The sequence below is a fragment of the Actinomadura sp. 3N407 genome, from assembly GCF_052245875.1.
In the GTDB taxonomy this organism is placed as follows: Bacteria; Actinomycetota; Actinomycetes; order Streptosporangiales; family Streptosporangiaceae; genus Spirillospora.
Genome location: NZ_JBQQBP010000004.1, coordinates 256,470 through 282,677 on the forward strand (window position 1 = coordinate 256,470; position 26,208 = coordinate 282,677).

The following is a 26,208-nucleotide window of genomic DNA, read 5'->3' on the forward strand; positions in this document are numbered from 1 at the left end:
AGAAGACCCCATGAAGCTTTACCAGCCAGTCCTGTTCGTGGGGCTCGGCGGCACCGGCTGCCTGATCGGGGCGGAGCTGGAGCGCCGGCTCCGCGAGGAGTTCTGCGGCCCCGACGGCACCGCGTTCCAGCGCCTCCGCGAGGACGCGCTGCCCTACCAGCTGCCCGACTGCATGCAGTTCGTCTACGCCGACGTCAACCAGGCCGACCTCGACCGGCTGCAGTCTGGTGTCGTCCCGGGGGCGCAGCACGGGCCCGCCGTCCAGCGGACCGCGCATTACGTCCGCGGCCTGGTTCCGCAGGTGGACACCTACCCGGAGGTGGCGCGGAACCTGCGGCTGACCGCCGCGCGGGAGGTCGCGCCGTGGCTGCCGCCCGAGCAGGGCGAGCCGCGGGTGACGCCGCTGCAGCGCGGCGCGGGCCAGCTGCCGACCATCGGCCGGGCCGCGCTGTTCGAGACGTTCCGCAGCGGCATCGGCCACGCCACCGCCGACCTGAACGCCGCGATCGGCGGCCTGTCGGGCCCCCAGGCCGCCACCGACCTGTACAAGCTCGGCGGCAAGGCCGGCAACAAGAAGGCGGTGGACGTGTTCGTCGCGTTCTCCGTGGCGGGCGGCACCGGCGCCGGCATCTTCTACGACTACCTGCACCTGATCGGGGAGCTGTTCGCCCGCACCGACCTGCGGCCCAAGATCTACCCGCTGGTGCTGATGCCGTCGGCGTTCGTCGACGGCCTCGGCGGCGGCCGCCCCGCCCAGCTCAACGCGGGACGGGCGCTGCTGGACCTGTTCCGCCTCGTCGACCAGCAGAACGGCGGCGGCGCGCTGCGGGACCTGCGCGGGCACACCGCCCGCGCCGCCGTCGACCCCGACGAGGTCGCCGTGCACTACCCGGTGGACGGGCGGATCGCGCTGCGCCCCGGCACGGCGCAGACCGGCTTCCTGTTCTGCCGCCCGGTGGGCGCCGAGCCCGGTGACCTGCGCCGCTCCGTGGTGTCGCTGATGCTGTCGCTGCTCGGCACCGAGCTGGACCAGCGGGCCGCGGCGGACGGGGAGCAGCACCAGTCGTTCGCCGACAGTTTCATCAACGCCAGCGTCGACCGGCAGATCCCGGCCGAGAACGGCATCGGCGACCGCGGGGTGTCGACCGCGCTGGTGGCGTCGCTGACCGTGCCGGTGGACGAGCTGGCCGACCTGGTCGCCGGGCGGCTGCTGCGCGCCGGGGTGGACGACCTGCGCGGCCCGCTGCCGGGGGTGGAGTCCAACCGGTCGCTGATGCAGGAGTTCTTCACGGTCGCCAACATCTCCGAGATCTTCACTAGGCCGGCGCAGGACCACGCCGAACCCGAGCCCGCCACCGGCGCCAAGGACGTCACCACGGCGCTCAACGACCGCGCCGAGGCGATGCGGGTGGCGCTGACCCGGCTGCGCGGCAGGCTCGACCGCGAGGTCCCCGACCGGGTCAGCGCGTTCGACCCGCGCGACGCCGTCCCCCGCATGCTCGGCAAGGTCGACCCGTTCCGGCTGACGCGGGCGCTGTTCGGCAACCCCGACGCCGGTGACGAGGTGGAGCGCGGCGGCGCGGTGGGGGTGATGCAGCGCCGCCAGGTCGAGCCGGCCGCGCCCGAGGGCCTCGGCCCGAACCCGCCGCCGCTGCCGACGCTGCGGGACCGGTCCCTCGGCATGGTCAAGGTGAAGTGGGCGGACCCGGAGCCGGTGGAGGCCCGGCAGCGCCAGGACCAGTGGTACCGGTGGCGGACCAACGTCGCGTGGACCGAGCCGTGGTCGCAGCTCGCGCCGCGCTGGCGCAAGCCCCTCGACCAGGTCGAGACGGTGCTGCGCGCGATGACGCGGGCGCTGGTCGAGCACGCCGCGCAGGACCGCGACCGGTTCCGCGACCGGGCCGCCGACCTGTCCAAGTCCCGCGTGGGGGTGTCGTACCTGCTGCCGCCCGGCGGCGACCTGGAGCAGTTCCACACCCGCGTCGTCCGCCGGATGACCGACGACCTCGTCGGCAAGGGGCAGCTCCAGCCGAGCGCCACCGGCGCGGACCTGCTCACCCTGCTGATCGGCGGCGACGGCTGGCGGGAGGCGTACCGGACGGCGTGGGAGGCCAACCCGGAGGCGGCCGTGGCCGAGCTCCGCGAGCGGGTGAAGGCCGAGGTCAAGACCTACTTCCGGATGGCCGGGCAGGGCCGGACGCCGCTGCTGCCGACGCTGCACGACCTTGTCGCGCAGGCCGCCGGGCAGGCGCCCGCCGAACTCAGCGAGGCGGAGCTGGAGGAGTTCCGCAGCAAGCTCGCCGGGCTGGTCCCCGCGAACTACAGCCCCCAGGGCACCGGACGGCTGAAGGTGCTGGTGTCCTACCCGGCCGGGGCGGACGACCCGGGCATCGAGTCCTACCTGCGCGAGGCGATCAACCTGCCCGCCGGGCCGGACCTCGTCTACGACTTCACCCACACCACCGCCGAGTCGATCGCGGTCGTGCTGTTCCGCTCGTCCATGGGCATCACCGACGTCCGCGAGGTCCGCGACGTCCTGCGCACCTGGGCCGACGCCGTCGACCGGCCGCAGCGGCAGGACTACCTCCGGTGGCGGCAGCGGCTCGGCTACGACTTCGGCTACCTCGCCACCAACGAGGAGCACCGCGTGCAGATCCTGCACCGGCTGCTGTGCGCGATGTGGAACGACAAGGTCACCGTGGACGGCGACCCCGCCTCGCCGATCAGCGTGTCGGTCGGGCTGGCCGGGGGCGTGTCGATGACGCTGGAGCTGACGCCGCTGGAGCACGCGTCGTCCTGGGGAAGCCTCCTGCAGGCGTACGAGCTGTGGACGTTCGCCGACAACGCGGGCATCCGCCGCGACTTCTGCGCCCAGCTCATGCAGGAGGCCCCCGACGGGGTCGGCAGCATGCCGAAACCGCCCGGGGACCTGTACGTGGTGCTGCGGGACATGGCCGAGGCGCAGATCCGCCGGATCGACGGCATGCTCGGCGAGCTGCACTCGTCCAGCCGGGCCCGCGCGAAACAGCTGCGCGACTTCTGGGCGCGCACCTACCCGGCCGCCCTGGACGCCGAGTTCACCGACGTGTCCGCCGTGCGCGCCAACCTGCGCGCCCTGGAAGGACCGGCCCTGCAGAACATGGGGGAGGACCGGTGAGCTCCCGGGTGGTCCGGCTGGACCTCAAGGGCTGCGACGCCGACGAGGCCGTCCTCCGTGTGGCGGAGCTGCTGCACACGCCGCAGGACCTCGGGATGCTCCTCGTCGAGGACACCGCCGCGGCCGTCGTCCGGCACCGGGCCGCGTTCGAGGCGCTGGACGGGTCCCGGCAGGTGACGCAGCTGCTGTGCCTGGTGCTGGGCCGGCAGACCGGCGGCCCGGACGGCGGCGGCGACCGCGGAAACGCCCGCGGGAACCGCGGGCTGCGGCTGCCCGGCAACCTCCAGCGCCGGACCCTGTGGGTGATCGAGGAGACCGGCGTGGACTGGCCGCTGCGCGCCGCCGCCCGCGCCCGCCGCCGCGACGGCCGGGACGGCGACGGCCTCGGCCGGCTGTCGGACCTGCTGCGGCAGCCCGGCGTGTTCGAGCGCACCTGCCGGCTGCTCGGCGAGGTGCCGTTCGGCGCGGCCGTGCCCGGCCTGCACATCGCCGGGGCCGCGGGCACCGGGCAGGAGGACTTCCTCCAGGCGCTGCGGACGGCGATCCGCCGGATGCTCGACCCCGCCTCCCCGCCGGCCGTGCCGCACGACGACGAGCGCCCCGCCGCGCGGGCACCGCTGCGGCTCAGGGGCGACGGCGCCCTGCAGCACGCCTTCGACGACGCCGCGCGGGCCGTCGACGAGGCCCAGGAGGACGCCGCCGAGCTGCCCGGCATCGGGGCGCTGATCCGGGAACTGCCCGCCGCCGCGCCCGTCGAGGCCGCCGGTGAACGCCTCGCCGAACTGCGAGGACGACTCGGCGAGCTGTTCCAGGCGGTGCCCGCCGACGACCGCATCACCGAGGAGCGGCGGGCCGCGATCGCCGCCCGGGGCGTCCAGCCGCCGGCACCGGAGCCGTTCGAGGCCGAGCCGTTCCGCGAGACGCTGCGCGCCAGGCTGCGCGGCGGCATCACCCGGGGCACGTCGCTGACCCGGCTCGACCAGGACCTGCGGGACTGGGCGGGGACCCTGGAACGGCGCGGCGCGCACGGCCGCCGCCTCGGCCAGGTCTGCTCCAACTCGCTGCTGCACCGGCTGCGGAACCCGCCGCCGATGCCGCCGCCGCAGAACTGGCTTCCGGTCCCCGGCGCGATCTGCGCCGCGCTGGCGGGCCTGTCCCCGCTCGGCGTCGCCGGCGGGCTGGTGATGGCGCTGCTGTGGACGGCGCTGGTCGTGCTGACCGTGATCCGCGGCCCCGGCGGCCGGATCGATGACCACTCCCGCTCGCTGGCGTTCAACGCGCTCGGCGCGCTCGCCGGCGCGATCGCGGGCGGCCTCGGCGGCGACGCCGGGCTGCCCGCCGCGGGCTGGGCCGCCGCGGTCTTCACCGCCGTCGCCGCCGCGCTGATCACCATCGCGCGCTCCTGGCGGGCGCGTGCCCTGCGGTGGGTGTACGCCACCGAACTCGACATCGCCGAGCGGGCCCTCCAGGACATGCATCACCTCCTCGGCCAGGCGGTCACCGGCTGGTCCGGTCTCAACCGGCGGCTCGACACCATCGACGAGCTGAACCTGCTGCGGCAGGGACTGAAGGGCGTGCGGGAGGAACTGGAGGCGCGCTCACGGGAACTCGACAAGGAGGTTTTGCCGCAGCCGTCCCGGTCCACGGCGCTCTACGGCGAGGCCGTCCGGTTCTGGCTCGGCGACCTGGTCCTCGCGGCGGTGAGGCCCGCACAGCACGGCGCGCTCGACGGCGAGTCCGCCCGGCTCGCGCGGAAGGAGACGGGCCGGCTCATCGACGCCTGGGAGAGCGCGGTCGAGCAGGGCCTGGCGGTCGACACGCTGCCGTTCGTCACCGACGCCCGCCCTGCGACCCTCATCGGCGGAGAGGACCTCCCGCACCTCACCGAACAGGTCTCCTACGACCCGGCCGGGGAGATGTGGCAGCTGTGCGCGCCGGGAGACCTCGGCCTGCTGGACGCCGCGCCGGAGCCGCGCACCGTCCGGTTCGGGCCGAGACCCGCCGGCGACGGCGCCGGATACCCGCCCGGCACCGTGCTCGTGTCGTCGTCGGCGCACTGCGGCGTGCTCCGCCTCGTCCCCCTGCACGCCCAGGTCGTGGAGTGGACGTGGACCGAGGACGAGAGCGGCGAGCACGGCGCGTTTCTGGACGGAGGCATGGCGTGAACAGGCTGCGCTACTACGACGTCCACGGCGCGTCGATCGACGCGAAGACCGTGGAGGCCGACGAGGCCGAGCCGCCGCTGCGGCCGCCGCTGGAGGCCGTTCGCCTGCACCTGGAGCTGCCCGACCGGACGGTCGCCGTCCGGTGCGTCCGGCCGGTCGGCCGGGGCCCCGGCGGGCTCGCGGCGGGCTGCCGGCAGCTCGACGGCGAGATCCTCGCCGGCCTGCGGCTGGCCCGTCTCTGCGACGGCCGGCCCTACCCGCGGACGGTGTCGCGCCTGGTCGGATACGACGCCGACGTCGCGGAACCGTTCGCGCTGCTGGAGCCGCTGCGGGGCATCGAGGTCGAGTCCCTCGCCGGGACCCTGCCGACCGAGCAGCGGCGCCGCTTCCAGGTGGGCCTGCTGCGCGCGGTGCGGCTGCTGAACGCCGCCGGTGTCGCGCACCGCGGCATCGGCCCCGGCACCGTCCGGTGGGACGGCGACGACGTGCAGATCACCGACTTCTCCCAGGCCGCGCTGATCGGGGCGCCGCGCACCGTCGCCGGGACCATGCCGTGGCAGGCGCCCGAGCAGCGGCCGGAGACGCCGCCCGGCTGGCGGCGCGGCGACGTCGGCCCGAACGACGACATCTGGGCGGCCGGACGGCTGATCTTCTACGTGCTGACCGGCGAGGAACTCGACGACCGGGCCAAGCTCGCCGACCGGCCCGAGCTGGAGACGCTGCTGGCCGACGTCATCGAACGGCCGGAACGCCGCCCGGACGCGCAGACGCTGCTGCGCCGGCTGGGCGAGGCCGATCCGCCGCCCCGCCCGCTCGCCACCGACCCGTCCTTCGCCCGCGGCCGCGCCGAGTTCTTCGCCCAGCGGCAGCGCAAGCACCCGCACACGGCGCGGAGCCCCGAACCCGAGGCCCCGGTCACCCGTCCGGCGGAGCGGCCGCCGGACGACACCGCGGTGAGCGACAAGTCCTGGATGCTCTGGGCCGGGGTCGCCGTGCTGATCGTCGTTGCCGTCTCCCTCGTCCTGGGGCGGTGACCGATGTCCACATCGCTGCTGCACCAGACGCTGTACCACTGGGGGAGGACGGGCCGGTTCGGCGAGACGGCCGAGGCCGACCTCCTGCCGGTGGCGAGCTCGCTGGACCCCTCGTCCACCGGCGAGCTGCGCCGCTGGCACGAGCGGGTGAAGCCGTGGCTGCGCGCGGGCGACGGCGGCAGGCCCGAGTCCGGCTTCTTCTACGCCGCGTTCGGCGGCGAGGCGGTGCTGATCAGGCGCAGCCGGCCCGGCGCCGTCCGCAGCGCCGCCGCGCACCTGCTGTTCGGCTCCGCAGGGGTCCTCACGCCCCGGCTGGCGCTGGAACTGCGCGACTGGACCTGGGCGCCCGCCGACCTGCCCGGCCGGGCCCCGATGGTCAACCCGAACGCGCTGATCCCGCACCGGTCGAGCCTCACCGCGCAGGCGCGGGCGGAGGGGCTGCGGCCGCGGCTCGCCGCCCTGCTGTCCCACGTCCTGGCCGGCCCGGGCCCGATCGAGGCGCCCGCCGCCGGCGACACCATGGCGTTGCTGTGGGCGATCGACGACATCTGCACCGTGCTCGGCTCGGGCCAGAGCGACTGGCCCGACTGGACGGCCGGTTTCGAGACCTTCGCCGAACAGCCGTGGCCCGCCGACCCGCCGCCCGGTCTGTTCCTGCGTTTCCGCCGGGACGCGGCTCCCCTGACCGCCGCACCGGAGACCCACCCGGCGGCCCTGGCCCTCGTCCGCATGTACCTGGAGGGCGGCACCAACGCCCTCCGGGACCTGCGCGGAACCACCGGCCTGGCGGAACTGGAGACCATGGCCGGGCGCGTCGCCAGGCTGATCGAGGCAGCCGGGCCGGCTGCAGGCGCGTCCGAGTCCGAGTCCGAGTCCGAGTCCGAGTCCGATGAGCCTCACGCCAGGACCGAACCGTCCGCGAAACCCGGAGCGTCCATGCCTTCCCCGGCTCCCTCGGCGAACGCCGCGCGTTCGGCGCCCGGCACCGGCGAGCAGGTCTCCTGCCCGATCTGCCTGGGACGGCTCGACTGGGGCGGGCTCCCCCTCCACACCTTCGACCATGGCCTCGGCCAATACGTCGAGCTGGCCGTCCCGAAGGACGCCAACGAGCACCAGCGCGCACGCATCATGCGGACGGCGTCGGTGCGCTGCCCCAACCCCGGCGACACGACGACCGCGCATTACCTGCCCGCCGGATACGGGCAGTACGGGTCCCCGGCCGTCTACGGATTCATCGGCGGCACCACGTCCGGGAAGACGCACCTGGCCGCCGCGATGGTCGCCGCCATCGAACGGGGCGCCCTGGGCGCCTACGGGGTCACCGCGCAGCCGGTGGACCTGGACCGGCACCAGGCGTTCCTGCGCGACATGGTCCGCCCGCTGTTCACCGAGTCCACCTGGCTGGCGCCCACCCGCGAGGGCGAGGTCGCCTTCGCGGACGCCTTCGTCATCTCGGGCGGCGGCGCACCGCGCGCGGTGGCGCTGTTCGACGTGGCGGGCGGAGAGCTGAGCAACGTCGGCGACGCCAAACGGTTCCTCGACATCGCGGACGGGCTGGTCTTCGTGGCGGACCCGAAGCGCTTCGCCCCGGGCAGTCTCGGCGACCCGGCGTTCAACACGGTCCTCAGCCTGCTGCGCTCCTCGGGCCGGCTGCCGAAGGTGAGCGCCGCGATCGTCCTCAACAAGGCCGACCTGTTCAAGTTCGACGATCCGGTCGCGCACTGGCTGAGCCGCGACTCCGCCGACCTGGACCCCGCCGAGGTGCTGAACGAGAGCGCCGACGTGTTCGCCTACCTGCACCAGCGCGACGCCGAGGCGTGGACGCGCCCCTACCAGGAATGCGAGCGGGCCACCCTGCACGTCGTCTCGGCGACCGGGACCGACGCGGTCGAACGCGGCGTCCGCCCGCTGCGCGTCCTGCGCCCCCTCGTCGCGCTGATGGCGATGACCGGACTGCTGACCTCCGCCGAAGCCCAGGACATGGGGATCTGAGATGACCGAGGCACCCATCGACCAGATCGAGTTCCGCTGGGACCGCGAATACGACCTCGGCGGGATCGCGTCGTCGTTCGGCTCCGACGCGGAGTTCCGACGGTGGAACGCCCTGCTGAAGCCGTACGCGGGCATCTCGGGGCGCGGCCGGACAGCCGCCGCCGAGGCACCGTCCAGCGCCGTCTACCTCACTTTCAGGGACGACCGGGCGGCGCTCATCCTGCGCAGCCTCGACTCGAAGGCCCTGCGCATCGACTCCGCCCCGGCCCGCAGTGCGGGAGCCGACCGCCTGGATCTCGTGGCGCGCGCGCTGATCGGCCCAAGGAACCTGCTGACCGCCGAGGTCGCCATGCGGATCGCCGCCTCCGACCCGCTCCACCTCTTCGCGCAGCCCCCCGGCCAGGTCGGCCGGGGGACGCCGCTGAACCCGCTGAGCTTCTCCTCCCTGCACAACCGCTCGACCTCCGGGGACGAGCTGCGGCGGCGGGCCCAGGGCGTGCCGGGTCTCGCCCCGCTGATCGCCGCCGTGCTGGGCGAACCCGCCCGGCCCGTGACGCTGGTGCTGTCCGGGGACGAGATCCGCGGCCCGCTGCGGGAGAGCCGCGCGCTCGCGCTGCTGTGGGCGTCACGCCGCGTTCTCAAGCTGATGCTCACCGACCCCGGGGGCCGTGTCACCGACGGCTGGCGGTCGTCGTTCTCCACCTGTGAGGCGCCGTTGGGCGGGGGCGACGGACGGCACGAACCGGCGATCGTGTTCCGGGAGCGGGGGCTGGACGGGCCGCCGCTCAACGACGCGCCCCGCGAGGTCCGTCCCGACGATCCCATCGGCGAGCAGGGGACCCTCTCCACCGCCGCCGATCTCCTGGACGCCGCCTACCGGCTGTACGGCGATGACTGCGCGAAGCTCGTCCGGCAGGCAGTGCGGAACTGCCACGGCCTGAAGGAGAGGATCGAGGCCGTCGTGTGCAGCACCGAGATAACGACGGCCATCGACTCCGAATCCGCCTCGATCCGCCGGCGGCTCCTGCACCGCCCGGTCCAGGAGCCCGCCACGCGGCCGGACCGGCCACAGCGGGCACCCGCGCCGGCGGCGGCTCCGGTGACGGCCCAGCCGCCGGCCCCGCCCGTGCCCCGTCGCGGCGACCGGCACCTCGTCCAGCTCTACCGGGAGCTGATGGAGGCGAGGGAGCGGCCCGGATCTCTGCGGATCATGGACTGGGTCGCCGCGCGCACCGCGAGGGGCGCCGGGCTGGACGAGGCCGGCTTCTGCACCGTTCTGAAGATCATGGATCACCACGGCTGGTTCGTCGACCGGCTGGACGGCCTGCCCGACGCCCCGGAGCGGATGGCCGACCTGATGCATCCGCTGTTCGCCGCCGGAATCGGCGAGGAGGAGCTGAACGACCAGCTGAGAAGGCGGCACAACACCGGGACGCTGCCGCCGGTGATGGCCGACGCGCTGGGCATCCTGGCGGCGCGGCTGGAACCGGACCGCGCCGACTGGCTGGCGGAACGCTGCCTCGTGTACGCCCTCGCGCAGGGCCCGCCCGACACATTCGGCGGCGGCGGAGACCCGCACCCCGTGCCCGTCCGCGAGTCTCCCCTGCTCTGGGTGCTGCGGCTGCCCGCCCGCGAACTGCCCGCCGACGTCGCCGGCGCGCTCGCCTGGCTGACGCCGGTGCTGCTCGCCGTCATGGCGTTCCTGTTCCTGGTCTGACGCCGCCGTCGCCCCCGATTCCGAGGACGTCACATGAGCTACCGGACTGTCATGGCAGTGGATCTGCAGGGATACGGGTCCACGCCGCAGAACGTGCAGAAGGTGCTGCAGGCGAACCTGGTCGAGTGCCTGCGCTCAGCGGCCGGGAACGCCGGTCTGAACTCCGGGCATTGGTCCGGCCAGAGCAGCGGCGACGGGAAGCTGATGGTGCTTCCGCACGGCGTCTCCGCCGAGGTGCTCGTCGGCCGGTTCGTCCGCGAGCTCAACGCCGAGGTACGTGCCGGAAACCGGGTGGCGAGCCGGGAGGCGCGGGCGCGGATGCGGCTCGCCATCCATCACGGGCCCGCCGCCGAGGCGTCCAACGGGTACAGCGGGTCGGCCCCGGTGGTCGTGACGCGGCTGTGCAACGCCGAGCCGCTGCGGAGGGCACTGGACGAGGCGGGCACCGGCCTGGGCGTCATCGTGTCCGCGTTCGTGTTCCGCGGCTCGATCGAGTCGGGCATGACGTCGCTGGACCCGGAGGCCCTGCGCCGGGTGCGGCTGCCGGACCTGGGGGACGACGGGGACGCCTGGATCTGGTTTCCCGGCGGCCCCGACCCGCACACCCTCGACCTCGGCGAGGAGCCGCCCGACGCGCCGCCGTCCGAGCCGCCGTCCAGGTCGCCGGAGGAAGCTCCCGAGGCCCCGCCGTACGGCGCCTTCCGCGGGGCGACGGTCTACGCGCCGCGCGGCACGGTCATCGGGCGTGACGTGCACAACCACTACGGAGAACGGTCATGAGCGATCCGCGCGAGGCGGCCGGGCGGGAGCACGGCAAGGCGGCGGCCGATGCGCCCCCCGAGGCCAAGGACGCCAAGGGCGTCAACGATGCCAAGGACGCCAAGGACGCCAAGGAGGCCAAGGACGGCGACCGCTCGGAGAAAGCGGAAAAGGAAGAGAAAGAGGCCGCGTCCTGGGCGAACGTCCTCAAGGAGCGGGGGCAGCGCGGCGCGATCCAGGAGCGGATGGGCACCGAGCGGGACGCGCTGTCGGGATACGTCCGTGCGGAGCGGTACGTCGGACGCGACCAGCACAACCACTACTACGGCGGGCCGGGAGGGCAGCGCGGCCGGGTCGCGCCGCTGCGGCCGCGCGACGTCCAGGAGGTCGAGCACGCGTTCGTCGACCCCGAGGACTTCGACGAGCTGTGCCGCCGCGCGCAAGACCGCCGGGTCGTGATCCTGCAGGGCGACCGGGAATCCGGCCGTTTCGCCGCGGCGCGCCGCCTGCTGTGCGTCCTCGGCGGGGGCGGCTCGGAGCGGCGGCTGTTCGGCGTGGATCCCGCGATCGGGCTGGACGAGCTGACGAGCGAGGACCTCACCGAGGGGGCCGGATACGTCTACCGCGACCCGGTACGGCCGGACGCGCTCACCACGTTCGGCCTCGACAAGGCCGCCGGGCTCCTGGCGGACGCGAAGGCCCGGCTGGTCATCACGGTGGACGCCGCGCGGCCGCTCACCGACCCGCGGGCGGCGGAGCTGACGCTTCGGCTCGGCCGCGTCCATGACCGCCGGGAGATCGTGCGCGGGCTGCTGGCACTGGAGCTGGGGACGGCGAAGGCCGCCATCCTGCTCGGCGAGCCCGGCGTCCCGGAACTCCTCGACGGGCAGTTCGCCCAGGACGGCCCGCCCCGCCACGCGCGGACGGTCGCCGTGGAGCTGCTCCACGCCCACCGGCAGGAGCTTCCCCTCGCCCGCACGGCCGACCAGGCGCTCCGGCTGCGGGACGACGAGCAGCGCGCCGACTGGTTCGCCGGGCTGGACAGCCTGTCCCTGCAATGCATGGCGGTGTCCGCCGCCGTGCTCAATGGCGAGCCGTACGAGACGGTCGCCCTCGCCGCGATGAAACTGAAGGACGGCCTGGAGACCGGTAACCCGCGCGCGGACTCGCTCCGCGGCCTCGACGATCCGCTGAAGCCGACCAAGCGGAAATGGCTGAGCAGCCTCGGCGCACGGACCGCGCCGTCCACGGTCAGGCTCAGGCACGGGGCGACCGCGCCGACCGAGGTGATCCGGTACCTCGACCCGTACGCGCAGGGGAAGGTCCTCGGGTACTTCTGGAGCGAGTTCGACGAGCAGCGTCCCCGCCTGCTGGACTGGCTGCGCTGGTGCGCCGAGCATCCGCTGGAGAACGTCCGCACCCGGACCGCCGTCGCCACCGGGTTCCTCGCCGCCCGCGGGCTCGAACTGGTCCGCGCGTTCGTGATCGAGCCGATGGCCCGCCACCGGGACCGCCGGTACCGGACGGTCGCCGCCGCGGCCCTGCACGCCACGGTGACGCAGCGGCCGGCGCTGCGCGAGCCCGTCCGGGAACTGCTGCGCGGCTGGAGCGCGGTGCGCGATCCCGTCGAGCTGCGCGCCACCGCCGCCCGCGCCTGGCGGGTGGAATACGAGTCCGGGTCCGGCGATGGCTCCGGCGACGGCGACGCGTCCGCCGCGCTGGACCGCCTGGAGGAACACGCCTCCGACGCCGACGTCATGGTCACGGCCGCGGTGTGCGAGTCCGTCACCGAACTGTGGGAGACCGAGTGGGACGGCGCGCGGACGCCGGCGCGGCTGCTGAGCTGGGCGTCCGGGGGCGATGAGATCCGCCGTGTCACCGGGAGGCTGGCCTTCCTCACGGCCGCCTCGCAGCTCGTGCGGCGGCTGCCGGGCGACGACTTCGACTGGCCCGGCCTGCTGCACATCGCGTCGATGGACGCCGCCCGGATGCGCGACATCGCCGCGCTGTGGCGGGAGGTGCTCAACGACGCGGTCGTCCAGGAGAACGCCCAGGACATCCTGCGCGAATGGGCCTGCGCGGCCGACCGGGTGCCGCTCGTCCGGCGCTCGCTGGCGCGGCTCGCGCGGGCCATCGCGACCGACGGGCTGACCGCCGGACGCCTGCGGTACGCGGCCCGCCGCTGGGCCGAGGGCGACCGCGCGACCCCGGCCAGCTCCGCCGAAGTACTGACCGCCCTCAACGGAAGGTGACCCGGGTGGCCGACGACGCCGAAGACCTGCAGCCAGAAGAGGCGCAGATGGAACACGCCCAGCCGAGAGACGCCCAGCCGGGAGGCGCGCCACCTGGCGGTGTGCGGCCTGGCGGTGTGCGGCCGGGATACCCGCAGCCGGGTGGTGCGCAGCCGGGACATCCGCGGCGGGGAGGCCCGTGGCCGGAAGATCCGCGGCCCGCGGACCCGCGGCACGGAGGGCCGGAGCCGGGAGGGCCGGAGCCGGGAGGGCAGGAGCCGCCCCGGTCCGAGCCGGTCATCATCAGCCGGACACCGGCCCGTGGCGCCCCCGCCGGCGCGGCGATGCCCGGCCGCGCCCTCGTCTTCTCCGACCGCGACGGGCGCGCCGTCCATCTCACCGCGCCGCCGCGCGGCCGGTTCGGCGGATTCGGCGGCCCCCGCTACGAGTGGCGGTTCGAGGTCGACACGACCCTGCGCTCCGACACGTTCGTCGCCTCGGTCCCGAGCCGGACGGAGACCGCCCGGTTCGTGGTGACGGTGGAGGCGGAGTGGTCGGTGACCGACCCGGTCCGGGTCGTGCGGCGGGGCCTCGGCGACGGCGCCCGGCTCGTCCGGTCCCGGCTGCTGGCCGTCGCGCGGTCGGTCGGGCACGGCTACCGGATCGAGCAGATCTCCGAGATGGAGACCGCCCTCGCCGACAAGCTCGGCGCCGAGTACCGCGAGTATCCGGAGGGCATCACCGTCCACCGCTGCTATGTCAGCGCCGACCCCGACCGGCGCAGCCGCGCCAAGCAGGAACGGCTCGACGACGCCCGCGTCGAGCGGCAGCTCAGCGAGGAGGAGGTCGGTGCGCTGCGCGCCTCCGTGCGCAGCAGCTCCGACCTGTTCCTGCTGTACCTGGCGCAGGACCGCAACCGCGTCGGCGACCTCATCATGGACATGCGCAAGCACGAGGAGATCCGGGAGGAGCGGGTCATCGAGCTGTTCAACCGGGCCGTCGAGCGGAACATCATGCAGCCCGCCGAGGTCAACGAGATGCTCCGCCGGCTGCTCGGCCCCATCACCGGGGTGTTCCAGCCGGACGGGCGGACCGACCTGTTCGGCACCCGCGACATCCCCGTCGCGGCCCCCGCCGAGCCGCCCGCGATCCCGGCGCGGGTCGTCGACGACACCGACGAGGACGAGGACGTCATGCCGGAGGAGCTGCGGGAACGCTCCGAGGACGGCGTGGACGGGTGGAGGCCGGTGCCGTGGGACTCCTGAGCCGCCGCCGCCCGCCGCCGCCCGCCCGGCCCGGCGTCCCGGGGATGGACTTCCCGCGTCCGCTCGGCGCGGGCGCCCGGCAGTCGCGGGAACCGTGGCGGCTGCCGGACGAGCCCGCGATCTCCGGGATCGCCGCCGACGCGGTCGATGTCGGGGCGCTGACCGTCCGGGCCGCGTCGCTGGTCGGGCCGGGGCACCGCTGCGCCGAACCCGCCCAGCACCGGCAGGACGCCTACCGGCTCGGCCGCGACCCGGGCAAGCGGTACCTGCTCGTCGCGGTCGCCGACGGGATGTCCGACAGCAGCCGCTCCCACCTCGGCGCGAACGTCGCCGTCACCGCGCTGATCGGGCGCCTCCGCGCCGACCTCGGGCGCGGCGCGCCGCTGGACGGGCCCGCGCTCTTCCTCGACGCGGCCCGGCAGATGTCGGGCATGGCCGCCCAGCAGAAGGTCACGGAGAACGACGTGCGGGCGGCGGCGCTCGCCGTGGTCGTCCCGGTGGAGCCCGCCGCCGACGGCCGCCGGCGGGTCTGGCTCGCCTGGATCGCCGATGTCGGGGCGTGGGTCCGCGCCGGCGCGAGCTGGACGCGCCTCATCGGCTCCGACAAGCAGGGCCTCGACCGGGACGTGCTGACCGAGTTCCTGCCCTTCCACCCCGACCGGACGCAGACCGCCGAGCTGATCCTGGAGAAGGGGGCGGTGCTGGCGCTCACCACCGACGGGATCGGGGACGCCCTCGCCGACGGCGCCGCGCCCTGGTTCGCCGAACGCTGGGCCGCGCCCCCGCACATCGCCTCGTTCGTGGCCGACGTCGGCTACGACGCCCGCGGGCGGCTCGACGACCGCACCGCCGTCGTGATCTGGTGCGACCGGTGAGGGCCTGGTCGGACCGGCCGTTCGGGCCGGTCACGCGGCTGGCGGACGTCGCCGCGGCCGGGGCCCGGATCGCCGGGGAGAACGGCCAGTCCGCGGCCGTCCACGAGAGCGCCGCCCACCCCGGCTGGCTCGTCAAGCGGTACCGGCCCGGTTTCCCCGAGGAGCCGCCCGAGGTCCTGGACCGCCTGATCGGGCTGCCCGCCTCGATGGCCCCGCACGAGCTGGCCGTCGTGGACGCGGCGACCTGCTGGCCCGTCAGCCGCGTCGTGTCGGACGGGACGACGGTCGGGGTCGTCATGGCGAAGGCGCCCGCGGAGTTCTTCACCCTGGTGCGGACGCCGTTCGGGCCGCCCGAGCCGCTCCCGCTCAACCTGGACCAGCTCGTCCAGACCGACCCCGAGTTCTACAAGGCCCGCGACCTCGCCGTCCCGGACCAGCCGGAACGCCTCCGCGTGGCGCGGAACCTGCTCCGTGTCGCCGCCGTGCTGGAACGGCGCGACGTCGTCTACGGGGACTGGTCGTACGCGAACCTGTTCTGGGAGCGGGGGGAGGGCCGCGTCTTCCTCATCGACATGGACGGCTGCGGCCTCTCTTCCCGGCCCTGGGTGGAGTGCAACTCCTGGAACGACCCGGCCGTGCCGCCCGGGGAGCGCCTCACCGTCCACACCGAACGCTACAAGATCGCGGTGGCCGTGCTGCGCGTCCTGACCGGCGTCCGCGGCGAAGACCCGCACCCCGCCCTGGACGCGCTGGCGACGCGGCTGCGCGCCGGCCCGTTCGGCGACGCCCTGCGATGCTCGCTCGACGACCCGCCGGACCTGCGGCCCAGCTCGCAGGAACTGCTGGAACTCCTGGAAAGCGAACTGGACGCCCGGCCAGTACGGCCCGCCGCCCCGGCGCGGCCAGTGGAGCCCGCGCAGCCCGCCGCCCCGGTGCGGCCGGTACAGCGCGCCCAGCCCGCCGCCCCGGTGCAGCCGCCCCAGCCCGCCGCTCCGGTGCGGTCGACGCGGCCCGCGGCCGCGCCGTCCATCGAGGACGACCCCTTCGAGCGGGACCTGTCCGCCTCGGTTCCGGCGGGAGCGGAACGGTTCGTCGTCCCGCTGATCGTCGCCTGCCTGGCCGTCCTGGTCCTGCTCCTGCTGAGCGGCGTCGTGTCGGCGCTGCTGCCCTGACGAGAAACGGCCGCTCCGACGAAACGAGGACACGACACATGACCACCCCCGGCGAACCGGCGCCCGGCCTCGGCAAGGGCATGCCGGCCTATATCGCGCTGGACGTCTCCAAGTCGATGCAGAAGCACGAGGACCTGCTGAACGAGACCCTCGCGAAGATCGTGAAAGAACTGTACCTGAATCCCCGCGTCTCCGAGTTCGTGCACCTTTCGATCGTCACGTTCTCGTCCGCGCCGACCGTCGTCGTCAAGATGACGGAGCTGACGCGGATGCGGCGGATGCCGGTGCTGCGCTGCCACGGCGGCACGAACTTCGGGCCGCTGTTCGAGCTGCTCCGCGACCGGATCGACATCGACGTCCCGCTTCTGCAGGACAAGGGCTACAGCGTCCTGCGCCCGGTGGTGTTCCTGCTGACCGACGGAGCGCCGACCGACCGCCCGGCAACCGCGTGGCAGAAGCCGCATCGCGCGCTGGTCGACCCGGACTGGCGGCGGCATCCGCGGATCATCTCCTTCGGCTTCGGTGCGGCGGTCGAGGAGATCCTGCGCCGCATGTCGACCGTCCAGACCTACATGGCGGACCCGGCGCTCGGCGACGGCACGAGCGCCCTCCCCGAAGCGATGAACGGGATGCTGGGCAGCATGGTCGCCTCGGTCCAGGCCCGCGAACTGCGGCTCCCGAACGAGGTCGCGGGATACCGGGTGCTTTCCGAGGAATATGTCGAGCAATAGCAGGACGGGCGCCACCCGGATGGGCGCGCCCGTCATGCGAAGTGCGAGGAGAGCGAAAGGGCTGGGTATCTATGAAGGATGAGAAGGAAGCCCCCTCATGGCCTCGCGGAAACAACGGTAGCAGCTAGGCCGGGATCAGGTCACCGAGATTTTCCGGGGTGAAGACCCGCGAATCCTCGTGGAGGCCCTCGGGACGCTCAAGGCCGATGTAGGTGACGGGGCCGTCAGGGACGTTTCCGTCCCAGCGGCTCGTCTTCTCGGCGTCGATGAGGTCCGTCAGGAAACCGACCGTGAGGAAGCGGCGTTCCACGATGCCGCGCACCAGGTTCGAGGTCGTCACCCGGTTGCCCTCCACCTGGTTGAACTCCAGCCCGCCCTTGAGGTGCAGGTGCAGCCACTTGGCGCGCCACCGGCCGTCGTCTCCGCGCATGAACACCATCGGCAGCGCGACCCGCCCGGGACCGCGCAGGTCGGACTTCATCCGGACGGTGCGCGCCTCGAACGGACGGCCCTTCTGCTCGCCGTCGCGCAGCATGAACCCGAAGAACGACTCCTCGACCTCCTCGAATCCCTCACCGGAATAGATGTTCACCTGCGGGATGACGAAGCGTGAGGTGACGTGCCGCAGGGACAGGTTGATGAACTCCGAGGCGCCCGCGGGGGCGTCGGTGATGTCACCGGAATGCTCTCCCCCGGTGGTGGTGAGATTCGTGAACGCCAGCCATTTCGGATCGCGGTAGTTCTCGTCGAGCATGAGCGCCGAAAGGTCGAAGTCGGTCCTGCGCTCACGCTGCCGCCAATGGACGAAGAACCGCAGCAGTTCACCGCTGATGGGCGACACCGATCCACGGGGAAGGACACCGAGACCGTCTCCGGTCGCCTTCCCGCTGAGCGGCAGCGCGATGTCGAGCGCGTCGGGGTCGACGACCAGATGCCCGGCGGACGGGAGCCGCCCGCGGATCTCCCCGTCCAGGAACGCCGAGAGCCGCGCCACGACCTCGGGGTCGAGGGGCGCCCGCGTGTCGGGCGCCGTCGCGCCGCGGCCGAGACGGTTGGCGAACAGCCGCGTCCGCCCGGCCGCTCCGGCGCGGTTGAGCAGATGCTCCCGCACCGACAGCAGAACCCGGCCGGACACCCGGCCAGCCACCGACTCCGCCGCTTCCAGGACGGCGTCCTGCGCGTCCGGCGCGGTGCGCAGCAGGCGGTCCAGCGACCGGAACAGCATCCCGGGCGCGCCCTTCGCCACGTGCGCGGCGCCGGCCACGTCCCCGGACGCGAGCCGCGCCTCGATCCGTGCCGCGAACGACGGCGCCTTCTTCTCGCCGCGCGCGACCGCGAACACGTCCGCCGCCCGCGCCCACTCCGGGTACTCGTGCGGGTGGAGCCGCTCGCCGAGCCGCTTCCACGGCTCCTGCCGGGCGGCAACGTCCCCGAGCTTGCCCGGGTCGGCGCTCACCACGCCGTCGAGGGCGGCGAGCAGCGACCGCCGCATCGGACGCGGCATCGACACGAACCGGGTCGGCTCCTGAAGGGTCACGTCACCGCCCGACAGCGCGCACGCCAGGCGCAGCACGTCGGTGATGGTGTCGACGAGCAGATCCTCGCCGATCGCCAGGCGCACCTCGTTGATGACGGCGCGGTTCTCCCGGACGGGGATGCGCTCAGGATGCGGGCCGGACGCGTAGTGCTCGGCCAGCATGCCCAGCGCCCCGAGGCCGTCCTCGTTGAGCGGCGTGGCGCTGCCGGCGAGCCGCAGGTAGAGCCGCTCGCTCTCCTCCGCGAGCCCGCGGCCCAGGTGCAGCACCGTCACCCGGTCGCCGGCCCCGGCGATCAGCTCGTCGTGCGCTTCGAGCATCTCCTCGTAGCCGTGCCGGTAGGTGCCGTAGCCGACGAGCGCGAGCAGGTTCAGGACGCCGCCCCGCAGCGGCCCGATCGCGGCGGGCGCGGCCACCGGGTCGAGGAGCGTCTCGCGGAGGAGGCCCGCCCAGAAGTCCATGGTGTCGGGCACGTTGCGGGGGAAGTCCCGGAAGTACACGTTGTGCCGGACGTGGTCGCCCGCGATCTCCCGGACGACCGGGAGCGTGCGCCGCGCGACCCCGAGGACGGTCTCCTCCGACAGGCCCGACAGCGCCGCCATGACGTCCCGTGACAGCTTGAACCCGGCCGACATCAGCGCCGAGTCGAACTGCCGCGCCGCCGCCGCCCCGTCCCCCGGGGTCCCCTCGGGCGCGGGGATGCGGTGCGTGTGCCGGACGATCAGTTCCGCAAGCCAGATTTTCACCGCGCCATGGTCGCAGGACGCCCCGGACCCGCGCACACGGTTAATTCAGCGCGATCACGGGGTGAGCACCTGCGGCTGCGTCCTCGTGCCCGTCGGGGCGGGGCGCGCGAAACGGCGTCCCAGACGTTGGGCGGGCGCCTCGATCCAGCGATGCGACGCCCAGCTCACCGCCAGCAGCACCAGGAGGAAGAACGCGAGGCCCACCACGTCCTCCCGCCCGGAGATGCCGAGGAACTGCGCCGCCACCATCAGCAGCAGCGGATGCAGCAGGTACACCGAGAAGCTGATCGTTCCGAGGCCGGTCGCCCAGCGGGGGAACCGCCGTTCCCGGAGCCGCCACGCCGCCGCGAACGTGACCGCCGCCAGCACGAGCGCCCCGCACCAGACGAGCTGCGCGGGCCGCCCGTAGGGCGCGGCATGCCATGTCCCGGCGGCGACCGCCCCCGCCAGGACGACGACCGCGGTCACGGCGGCCGCGCGCCGGGTGATCTGGCCGTGCTCGGCGCGGTGGACGGCCGTCCCCATGAACATGATCGCCAGCATGAGCACGCCCTCCCACGCGCCGACGCGGCCGTTCAGCGTCACCAGCACGAGGGCGAGCAGCCCGCCGAGCAGCCCGCCCGCCACGCGCGGCGCGGGACGCTTCGACATCGCCGCCGCGACCGCGACGATCAGGGCGGCCGTGGTCACCGCGACCACCGGGCCGGTCCCCGCCGTCCGCGACAGCAGGGCGGACGGCGCGTACGCGCCCGTCAGCAGCCCGCTCGCCGTCAGCGCGACGGCGACCAGCGCGACCACGGTGAGGACGGCGGCGACCGGCGCCGACCGGCGGTGCCCGCCCACCACGAACAGCGCGACGATCAGCAGGTAGAACGCCATCTCGTACGACAGCGTCCACAGCACGTTCATCACGTTGGGGACGTCCAGGAGGTCCTGCAGCATGGTGAGGTGCGCCAGGACGGCGGTCGCGGGGGAGTAGCGCTCCAGGCCCGCGCGCAGCCCGAGCACGCCCAGCAGGAACGGGAGCACGGCCAGCATGCACGCGACGGCCAACAGCGGATAGATGCGGAAGAACCGCCCGATCCAGAAGCCCCGCACGCTTCCGCGCCGCTCCAGTGACGCCGGCACGATGTATCCGCTGACCAGGAAGAACACGAACACCCCGTACATGCCGGGGTCGAACCAGTCGGCCAATCGCGTCCGTAGTGAGGGCAGGTACACATAGCTCGCGTGATGCAGTGCGACCGCCAGGGCCGCCCCTCCGCGAAGCGCGTCAAGCCACCCAAGACGGGACGCAGAGGGGGAAACACCCGAAGCCGCAACCATTCCGACAGACTAGGTGGATCAGAACGATGGCGCGGCCGAACCAACAAGATCACCCACACCCCGGCGCCGTGTGACGTCCGGGCGCCCCGGCTATGCTTTTCGGGTGGGATCCAAAGCCGTGCTGCCGCCCGGACGGCGCCGCGAACTGCTCGATCTCGCAATGCGGGAGTTCGTGCGCCACGGGTTCGGCCACGCGTCGCTGAACCGCATCATTCGATCCTGCGGAATGAGCAAGAGCTCCTTCTACCACTACTTCGAATCGAAAGAGGCGCTGTTCGACGCGGTCGTGACCGGGCTCGTGGAGGAACTGCGCGAGGCCGTGAAGGTGCCCGATCCGGACTCGCTCGCCGTCCCCGGCTTCTGGGACGAGGTCGCCCGGATGTCGGACGACCTGATGGGCGCCGCCGCGGTGGACTGCCGGCTCATCGACTTCTGGCGGCTGTTCTACGTCCCGGACGCGCCGGCCGGCGACGACGGCTCCCTCGCCAGGGTCAAGCGCGGGATCGACGAGTGGCTCGGCCGGGCGCTCGCCGCCGGGCGCCTGGCGGGCGCCGTCCGCGACGACATGCCCCCGTCCCTGCAGGGCGAACTGACCCTCGCGACGCTGTGGACGATCAACGCGTGGGCGCTCCGGCATCTCAAGGAGACCGACATGGCGGAGGGGCGGCGGCTCGCGCACCTGCAGATCGACCTGCTCCGCGGACTCCTCACCGCTCCCTGAGGGCCGCCGCACGCCGCCCCCTCGACGGCCGCCAGTACGCGCTGGCGTTCGACGGCCGCCGCTACGCGTCGATCCTCGACGGTCGCCGGTGCGAAACGGCCCGTTCCTCCAGTTCGGCGATCTCGGCCTTCCGGTCGGCGCCGAGAGTGCCGTTCTGGATCTGGTCGTGCAGCTTGAGGACCGCGTCCAGAAGCATTTCGGGCCGGGGCGGGCAGCCGGGGACGTAGAAGTCCACCGGCACGACGTGGTCGACGCCCTGCACCACCGCGTAGTTGTTGAACATGCCGCCGGACGAGGCGCACACGCCCATCGCGATGACCCATTTCGGTTCGGTCATCTGGTCGTGGAGGCGCCGCAGCACGGGCGCCATCTTCTGGCTCACCCGGCCCGCGACGATCATCAGGTCGGCCTGCCGGGGAGTGGCCGACGCGCGTTCCATGCCCCAGCGGGAGAAGTCGTGGCGCGGCATGCCGACGTCCATCAACTCGATCGAGCAGCAGGCCAGGCCGAAGGTCATCGGCCACAGCGAACTGGAGCGCGCCCAGCCCGCGAACTTCTCCACGGTGGTCAGCAGAAAGCCGCTGGGAAGCTGTTCCTCAAGTCCCATGAGGGCGACGATACCGATGAGTGGACCACCTGGTCCAAATACTTATGCCTGTGAAATGGACCACATGGTCCAAACTGTGCCGGCGGTGCCGCCGGGGGGTGGCCGGGCGGACGGGAAGGCGGCTGGGGCACCATGGAAATCATGACGACACTGCCGCTCGGCCCCGACGAACTGCTGACCACGACCCGCACGGTGCGCAAACGCCTCGACCTGGAGCGGCCCGTGCCCTTGGAACTCGTCCGCGAATGCCTGGAGATCGCGCTGCAGGCACCGAGCGGGAGCAACCGGCAGGGCTGGCAGTGGATCGTCGTCACCGACCCGGAGATCCGCGCGGCGATCGGCGAGTACTACGGGCGCGCGTTCGCCTCCTACGCCCAGTCCGGTGGCACCGCCGCCACGCTCTACCAGAACGACCCCGAACGCGCCGAAGTGCAGCGCCGTGTCGGCGACAGCGCCGCCTACCTGGCCGAGCGCATGGGGGACGTGCCCGTCCTGGTGATCCCGTGCCTGTGGCTGCACGGCGGGCACCTCCCCGCCGGCAACCAGGCCGGCCTGTGGGGCTCGCTGCTGCCCGCCGCGTGGAACTACGCCCTCGCTGCGCGGGCACGCGGACTCGGCACCGCGTGGACGTCGCTGCACCTCACGTACGAGAGCGAAGTGGCGGAACTGCTCGGCCTGCCCGAGAACGTGCGGCAGGGCGCGCTCATCCCGACCGCCTACTACACGGGCGACACCTTCCGTCCCGCCTCGCGCGTCCCGCTGGACGAGGTGCTGCATCTCGATCGCTGGTGATCGGCGCCGGACTATTGTGCCAGCATTCAATGGCTTGATTGAAGCCCGGGATGGCGCACCCGTCCGCCCCTGCCCGGCGCCACGGACGTGGGGCAGGGCCGGTGCCGTACCGGGCGAGTGGCGGCACCGGCCCCGCGCACGGGGGTCAGCTCAGTTCCTCGTCCAGCGTCCTGGTCAGCACGCCGGGGTCACCGGACATCTCCCAGATCATCGCGCCCAGCAGGTCCTTGCTTCGGAGCCACTCGGCCTTCTTGCGGATCGACCAGGGATCGTCGAACGTCCACCACTGGCCGTTGTCGCCGGTGTAGCAGGACGTGGCGACCGCCTGTTCGTCGTGGGCGATCCGGCAACCGGGCAGGCTGGAGATCAGGTTGCTGTAGCCGCGCGTCCCGGCCTCCTCCTGGAACTGTCCCGGTGCGGCGCCCTGCGCCGCCTGCCATTCGCCGCCCTTGCCGCCGTCCGTCACGTTCTTCCAGCCCCGGCCGTAGTAGGCCAGGCCGATCGTGAGCTTGCGCGGGTCGACGCCGGCGTCGAGATACGTCTGAACCGCGTTCTCGACGCTGAAGTGGAACGGGTACGGGTCGTCGACGTCGGTGTACAGGTTGCCCTGGTGTCCGGTCCGGTTGGGCTCCCATGAGTCGTCGCTGCCCGCGCCGTGGAAGTCGTAGCCCTGGACGTTGAAGATGTCCAGGTACTTGGCGACCTCCCCCAGCTCCCAGCCGGCCTCGATCTTCGCCGGGTCGGCGGGGGTGAACGCGGTGAGCTGGTAGCGCTCGCCGGTCTCCCCCGTCAGCGCGTCCAGCTGCCGGCGGAACTCGGCGACGAGCAGCGTGTTGTTGCGCTTGTCGTCCGGGCTGACGTGGTTGCCCGGGTGTCCCTCGGCGCCGGGCCACTCCCAGTCGAGATCGATGCCGTCGAAGATCCCGGCCGCCACGCCGGGGCCGCCGGCGCCGTTGTACTCGGGCAGGTTGCCTTTGATGTAGATGTCGATGCAGGACTTGACGAACTTCTTCCTGGACGCGTCCGTCTCGGCGACGTCGGAGAAGTACTTGGAGTACGTCCAGCCGCCGAGCGAGATCAGCACCTTCAGGTGCGGGTGCTTGGCCTTGAGCTTCTTGAGCTGGTTGAAGTTGCCGCGCAGTTTCTCCCAGCCGGTGTCGGCGACCCCGTCCACCGACTGGGCGGCGCTGAACGGCCGTCCGTAGTCGGCCTCGGCGTCGCCCGCGCCGTCACCCTGGTTCGGGTCCTGCGGGTCGGACGAGGTGCCCTTCGTCACGCCTTGCAGGCATGTCAGATTGACGGGGTCGATGTTCCCGAACGCGTAGTTGATGTGGGTCAGGCGCGCGGCGTTACCGGTCGTGTCCAGGTTCTTCACGAAGTACTGGCGGCCATAGATGCCCCACTGGACGAAGTAGCCGACACGGGCGTAACCGTCCTCGACCACGTCGTCGGTGGTGACCTTGACGGCCGCGCTCGCCGCCGACATGTTGTCGTAAAGGTCGCGGGCCCTGACGGTGAAGGTGTACTCGGTGGACGGCGACAGGCCCGCGACGGTCGCGGTCGTCCCCGTCACCGTCGTGGCGACCTTCCCGTCGACCAGCACGTCGTAGTTGGCGACGCCGGTGTTGTCGGACGAGGCGTTCCACGCGAGGTCGATGCTGGCGGACGCCTGGTCCGTGCTGCGCAGGCCGCCGGGAACGGACGGCGCCTGCGTGTCGTCGGCCGGGTCGTTGGTCGTGACGGTGATGGGCGAGCCGGCGGGGGAGAGGTTGCCCTTGCGGTCGCGGGCCTTCACCGTGAACGTGTACTCGGTGTTGGGCGTGAGACCCGTGACCGTTGCGCTCGTCTCCGGCACCGTGGTCGCGAGGTCACCGCCGTTGTAGACCTCGTACGCGGTGATCGGCAGGCTGCCCGGCTCGGCCGCGTCCCAGGCGAGGGACACGGTCCTGGTCGTCTTCACCGTCGACCGCAGTCCACCGGGAGCGCCCGGCGGGACGTCGGCGGAACCGTCGCAGTTGGCGTCGTTGATCCGGCAGCTCGTCGGCTCCGCGCCCGACCTGCCGACCGTGAACGCCGGGCTGTAGGGCTCGGTGGTCCGGCCGGGCGCGACGGTGTCGTTGTAGTGGGCGGGGGTGAGGGTGACCGTGTTCCCGTCCTGGCTGACGGAGCCGTTCTCGGCGTTGCTCGCGGTGACGCCGTCCGGCAGGTCGAACACGATCGTCCAGCCGTCGAGCGTCGTGGAGGCGTTGTTGGCGACGACGAACTTGGCCCGCGTCCCGCTGACGGAGTACGTCGCGGTGACGGACGCCGCTGTGGGCGGCGGATCGCCCGTGCCGTCGCAGTTCGCGCCGTTCAGCGTGCAGTTCGCCGGCTGGGCGGCGGAGCTGAGCGTGAACGCCGGGCTGTAGGGCTCGGTGTTCCCGCCGGCGGGAACGGTGTCGATGTAGTACGCGGGCGTCAGCGTCACCCGCGTGCCGTTCTGGGAGAGCGTCGCGTTCTGCGGGTTGCTCGCGGTCACGCCCTCGGGGAGGTCGAACGCCAGCGTCCAACCGCTGACGGCGGACGTCCCGGGATTGCTGACCACGTACTTTCCGGTCGTCCCGGACAGGCTGAAGGTCGCCGTCAGCCGCTCCGCCGCCCGCGCGGGAGCGACGGCGAGCGCGGCGACGACGGTGAACGTGAGCAGGATTCCGATCAGTCGGCGCATGCCGAACACCTACTTCCGGGGGGAGTCTTCCGGGGGTTTGGGGCCCTTCCGGGGATCGGGCCCGAGAATCGCCAGCATCTGTTCGATCTGCGCCGACCTGGACCGGCCGACGCGCTCCGCGAGCCGCCGCGTCCACGCGTCCTCGCCCTTGCCGGTCTCCAGGCGGGCCATCTGGACGGCGTCGTCCTGGTGGGCGATCAGCAGGTTGAGGAACTCGCGCTCGAACCGGTCCGGCGGCATCCGCTCCAGCGCCGCCAGCTCGGCGTCGGTGGTCTCCGGCATGCCGCCGTGCGCCGCGTGCTCGTGCGCCCGCGCCCGCAGCGGCCGCCGCCATGCGCGCAGCCGCTCCTGCATCCGCTTCGCCTCGGCGACCTGCGTGGTCTCGATCGCCGCGGCCAGCGTCCCGACCTCGGGACGGACGGGACGCCGGCCGGCCAGCCGGGCCAGCTTCACGCCCTGCTCCTGGTGCGGGAGCATCATCTGCAGGAACATCACGTCGGTGGCGTTGAACCCGCGCCCGCCCCGCGCCGCGGCGGAGCCGCCGTCCGGCGAACCGCCGGCGGCTCCGCACTGCACGAACACGAGCAGGACGCACGCGGCGAGGATGGCCGGTACCGCGCACTTCACCGCCACGCGCTTCGCCCCGCCGCGTTCCATCACCTCACGCCCCGCCCGG

The 26,208-nt window shown here is 73.2% G+C and carries 18 protein-coding genes; 13 read left to right on the forward strand and 5 right to left on the reverse strand.

What is annotated here, in order from left to right:
* The first annotated feature begins 10 nt into the window (after nt 1-10).
* From ACTWPP_RS11940 to ACTWPP_RS11990, 11 genes are read left to right on the forward strand one after another with little or no spacing between them, the layout of a single operon-like run.
* Nucleotides 11-3,157, forward strand: a complete 3,147-nt coding sequence (locus ACTWPP_RS11940) for a tubulin-like doman-containing protein (RefSeq protein WP_443104257.1) — start codon at nt 11-13, stop codon at nt 3,155-3,157.
* On the forward strand, nt 3,154-5,322 hold the full coding sequence (locus ACTWPP_RS11945; RefSeq protein ID WP_443104258.1) for a hypothetical protein: 2,169 nt from the start codon (nt 3,154-3,156) through the stop codon (nt 5,320-5,322). Before ACTWPP_RS11940 ends, ACTWPP_RS11945 begins: the two co-directional genes overlap by 4 nt.
* Nucleotides 5,319-6,356 (forward strand): protein kinase domain-containing protein, encoded by a 1,038-nt coding sequence (locus ACTWPP_RS11950; protein ID WP_443104259.1) that lies wholly within the window; start codon nt 5,319-5,321, stop codon nt 6,354-6,356. Before ACTWPP_RS11945 ends, ACTWPP_RS11950 begins: the two co-directional genes overlap by 4 nt.
* Before the next feature lie 3 nt (nt 6,357-6,359).
* The gene (locus ACTWPP_RS11955) at nt 6,360-8,348 is read left to right on the forward strand and encodes a hypothetical protein (protein WP_443104260.1); all 1,989 of its coding nucleotides are present in this window, start codon (nt 6,360-6,362) and stop codon (nt 8,346-8,348) included.
* A 1-nt stretch (nt 8,349) separates the two neighbouring features.
* Nucleotides 8,350-10,065: a hypothetical protein gene (locus ACTWPP_RS11960; protein ID WP_443104261.1), complete on the forward strand. Its 1,716-nt coding sequence runs from the start codon at nt 8,350-8,352 to the stop codon at nt 10,063-10,065.
* Between the two features lie 33 nt (nt 10,066-10,098).
* Nucleotides 10,099-10,845, forward strand: a complete 747-nt coding sequence (locus ACTWPP_RS11965) for a hypothetical protein (RefSeq protein WP_443104262.1) — start codon at nt 10,099-10,101, stop codon at nt 10,843-10,845.
* Nucleotides 10,842-13,076, forward strand: coding sequence for a hypothetical protein (locus ACTWPP_RS11970; protein ID WP_443104263.1), 2,235 nt, complete (start codon nt 10,842-10,844; stop codon nt 13,074-13,076). The genes ACTWPP_RS11965 and ACTWPP_RS11970 overlap by 4 nt, the downstream gene beginning before the upstream one ends.
* Nucleotides 13,077-13,081: 5 nt before the next feature.
* On the forward strand, nt 13,082-14,320 hold the full coding sequence (locus ACTWPP_RS11975; protein ID WP_443104264.1) for a hypothetical protein: 1,239 nt from the start codon (nt 13,082-13,084) through the stop codon (nt 14,318-14,320).
* The gene (locus tag ACTWPP_RS11980; protein ID WP_443104265.1) at nt 14,308-15,195 is read left to right on the forward strand and encodes a protein phosphatase 2C domain-containing protein; all 888 of its coding nucleotides are present in this window, start codon (nt 14,308-14,310) and stop codon (nt 15,193-15,195) included. Before ACTWPP_RS11975 ends, ACTWPP_RS11980 begins: the two co-directional genes overlap by 13 nt.
* Nucleotides 15,192-16,367, forward strand: a complete 1,176-nt coding sequence (locus tag ACTWPP_RS11985; RefSeq protein WP_443104266.1) for a hypothetical protein — start codon at nt 15,192-15,194, stop codon at nt 16,365-16,367. Before ACTWPP_RS11980 ends, ACTWPP_RS11985 begins: the two co-directional genes overlap by 4 nt.
* Before the next feature lie 38 nt (nt 16,368-16,405).
* The gene (locus tag ACTWPP_RS11990) at nt 16,406-17,098 is read left to right on the forward strand and encodes a vWA domain-containing protein (protein ID WP_443104267.1); all 693 of its coding nucleotides are present in this window, start codon (nt 16,406-16,408) and stop codon (nt 17,096-17,098) included.
* Nucleotides 17,099-17,222: 124 nt separating this feature from the next.
* Here the strand turns inward: ACTWPP_RS11990 and ACTWPP_RS11995 are convergent, their stop codons facing one another.
* Entirely contained in the window at nt 17,223-19,379 is a 2,157-nt protein-coding gene (locus tag ACTWPP_RS11995) for a hypothetical protein (RefSeq protein WP_443104268.1), read from the reverse strand.
* A 54-nt stretch (nt 19,380-19,433) separates the two neighbouring features.
* Nucleotides 19,434-20,705 carry an acyltransferase family protein gene (locus tag ACTWPP_RS12000; protein WP_443104269.1) on the reverse strand — a complete coding sequence of 424 codons (1,272 nt, stop codon included), beginning with the start codon at nt 20,703-20,705 and terminating at the stop codon, nt 19,434-19,436.
* 103 nt (nt 20,706-20,808) lie between these two features.
* On the opposite strand from ACTWPP_RS12000, the gene ACTWPP_RS12005 reads away from it, so the two are divergent.
* A complete protein-coding gene (locus ACTWPP_RS12005; RefSeq protein WP_443104270.1) occupies nt 20,809-21,426 on the forward strand; it encodes a TetR/AcrR family transcriptional regulator in 618 nt (205 codons plus the stop codon).
* Nucleotides 21,427-21,487: 61 nt separating this feature from the next.
* Here ACTWPP_RS12005 and ACTWPP_RS12010 read toward each other — a convergent pair whose 3' ends face one another.
* Entirely contained in the window at nt 21,488-22,033 is a 546-nt protein-coding gene (locus tag ACTWPP_RS12010) for a NuoB/complex I 20 kDa subunit family protein (protein ID WP_443104271.1), read from the reverse strand.
* A gap of 141 nt (nt 22,034-22,174) precedes the next feature.
* Between ACTWPP_RS12010 and ACTWPP_RS12015 the strand changes: the two genes are divergently transcribed.
* Nucleotides 22,175-22,825 (forward strand): nitroreductase family protein, encoded by a 651-nt coding sequence (locus ACTWPP_RS12015; protein WP_443104272.1) that lies wholly within the window; start codon nt 22,175-22,177, stop codon nt 22,823-22,825.
* 145 nt (nt 22,826-22,970) lie between these two features.
* Here ACTWPP_RS12015 and ACTWPP_RS12020 read toward each other — a convergent pair whose 3' ends face one another.
* Nucleotides 22,971-25,532, reverse strand: a complete 2,562-nt coding sequence (locus tag ACTWPP_RS12020) for a glycosyl hydrolase family 18 protein (RefSeq protein ID WP_443104273.1) — start codon at nt 25,530-25,532, stop codon at nt 22,971-22,973.
* A 9-nt stretch (nt 25,533-25,541) separates the two neighbouring features.
* Entirely contained in the window at nt 25,542-26,189 is a 648-nt protein-coding gene (locus tag ACTWPP_RS12025; RefSeq protein WP_443104274.1) for a DUF305 domain-containing protein, read from the reverse strand.
* Nucleotides 26,190-26,208 lie beyond the last annotated feature (19 nt).

Excerpts from the sequence above, each read along its gene's own strand:
- ACTWPP_RS11970 (WP_443104263.1), top strand. The coding sequence starts at position 10,842 with ATGAGCGATCCGCGCGAGGCGGCCGGGCGGGAGCACGGCAAGGCGGCG.
- ACTWPP_RS11990 (WP_443104267.1), top strand. The coding sequence starts at position 16,406 with ATGACCACCCCCGGCGAACCGGCGCCCGGCCTCGGCAAGGGCATGCCG.
- ACTWPP_RS11940 (WP_443104257.1), top strand. The coding sequence starts at position 11 with ATGAAGCTTTACCAGCCAGTCCTGTTCGTGGGGCTCGGCGGCACCGGC.
- ACTWPP_RS11965 (WP_443104262.1), top strand. The coding sequence starts at position 10,099 with ATGAGCTACCGGACTGTCATGGCAGTGGATCTGCAGGGATACGGGTCC.
- ACTWPP_RS11955 (WP_443104260.1), top strand. The coding sequence starts at position 6,360 with ATGTCCACATCGCTGCTGCACCAGACGCTGTACCACTGGGGGAGGACG.
- ACTWPP_RS12000 (WP_443104269.1), bottom strand. The coding sequence starts at position 20,705 with ATGGTTGCGGCTTCGGGTGTTTCCCCCTCTGCGTCCCGTCTTGGGTGG.
- ACTWPP_RS12010 (WP_443104271.1), bottom strand. The coding sequence starts at position 22,033 with ATGGGACTTGAGGAACAGCTTCCCAGCGGCTTTCTGCTGACCACCGTG.
- ACTWPP_RS12020 (WP_443104273.1), bottom strand. The coding sequence starts at position 25,532 with ATGCGCCGACTGATCGGAATCCTGCTCACGTTCACCGTCGTCGCCGCG.
- ACTWPP_RS11960 (WP_443104261.1), top strand. The coding sequence starts at position 8,350 with ATGACCGAGGCACCCATCGACCAGATCGAGTTCCGCTGGGACCGCGAA.
- ACTWPP_RS12025 (WP_443104274.1), bottom strand. The coding sequence starts at position 26,189 with ATGGAACGCGGCGGGGCGAAGCGCGTGGCGGTGAAGTGCGCGGTACCG.
- ACTWPP_RS12015 (WP_443104272.1), top strand. The coding sequence starts at position 22,175 with ATGACGACACTGCCGCTCGGCCCCGACGAACTGCTGACCACGACCCGC.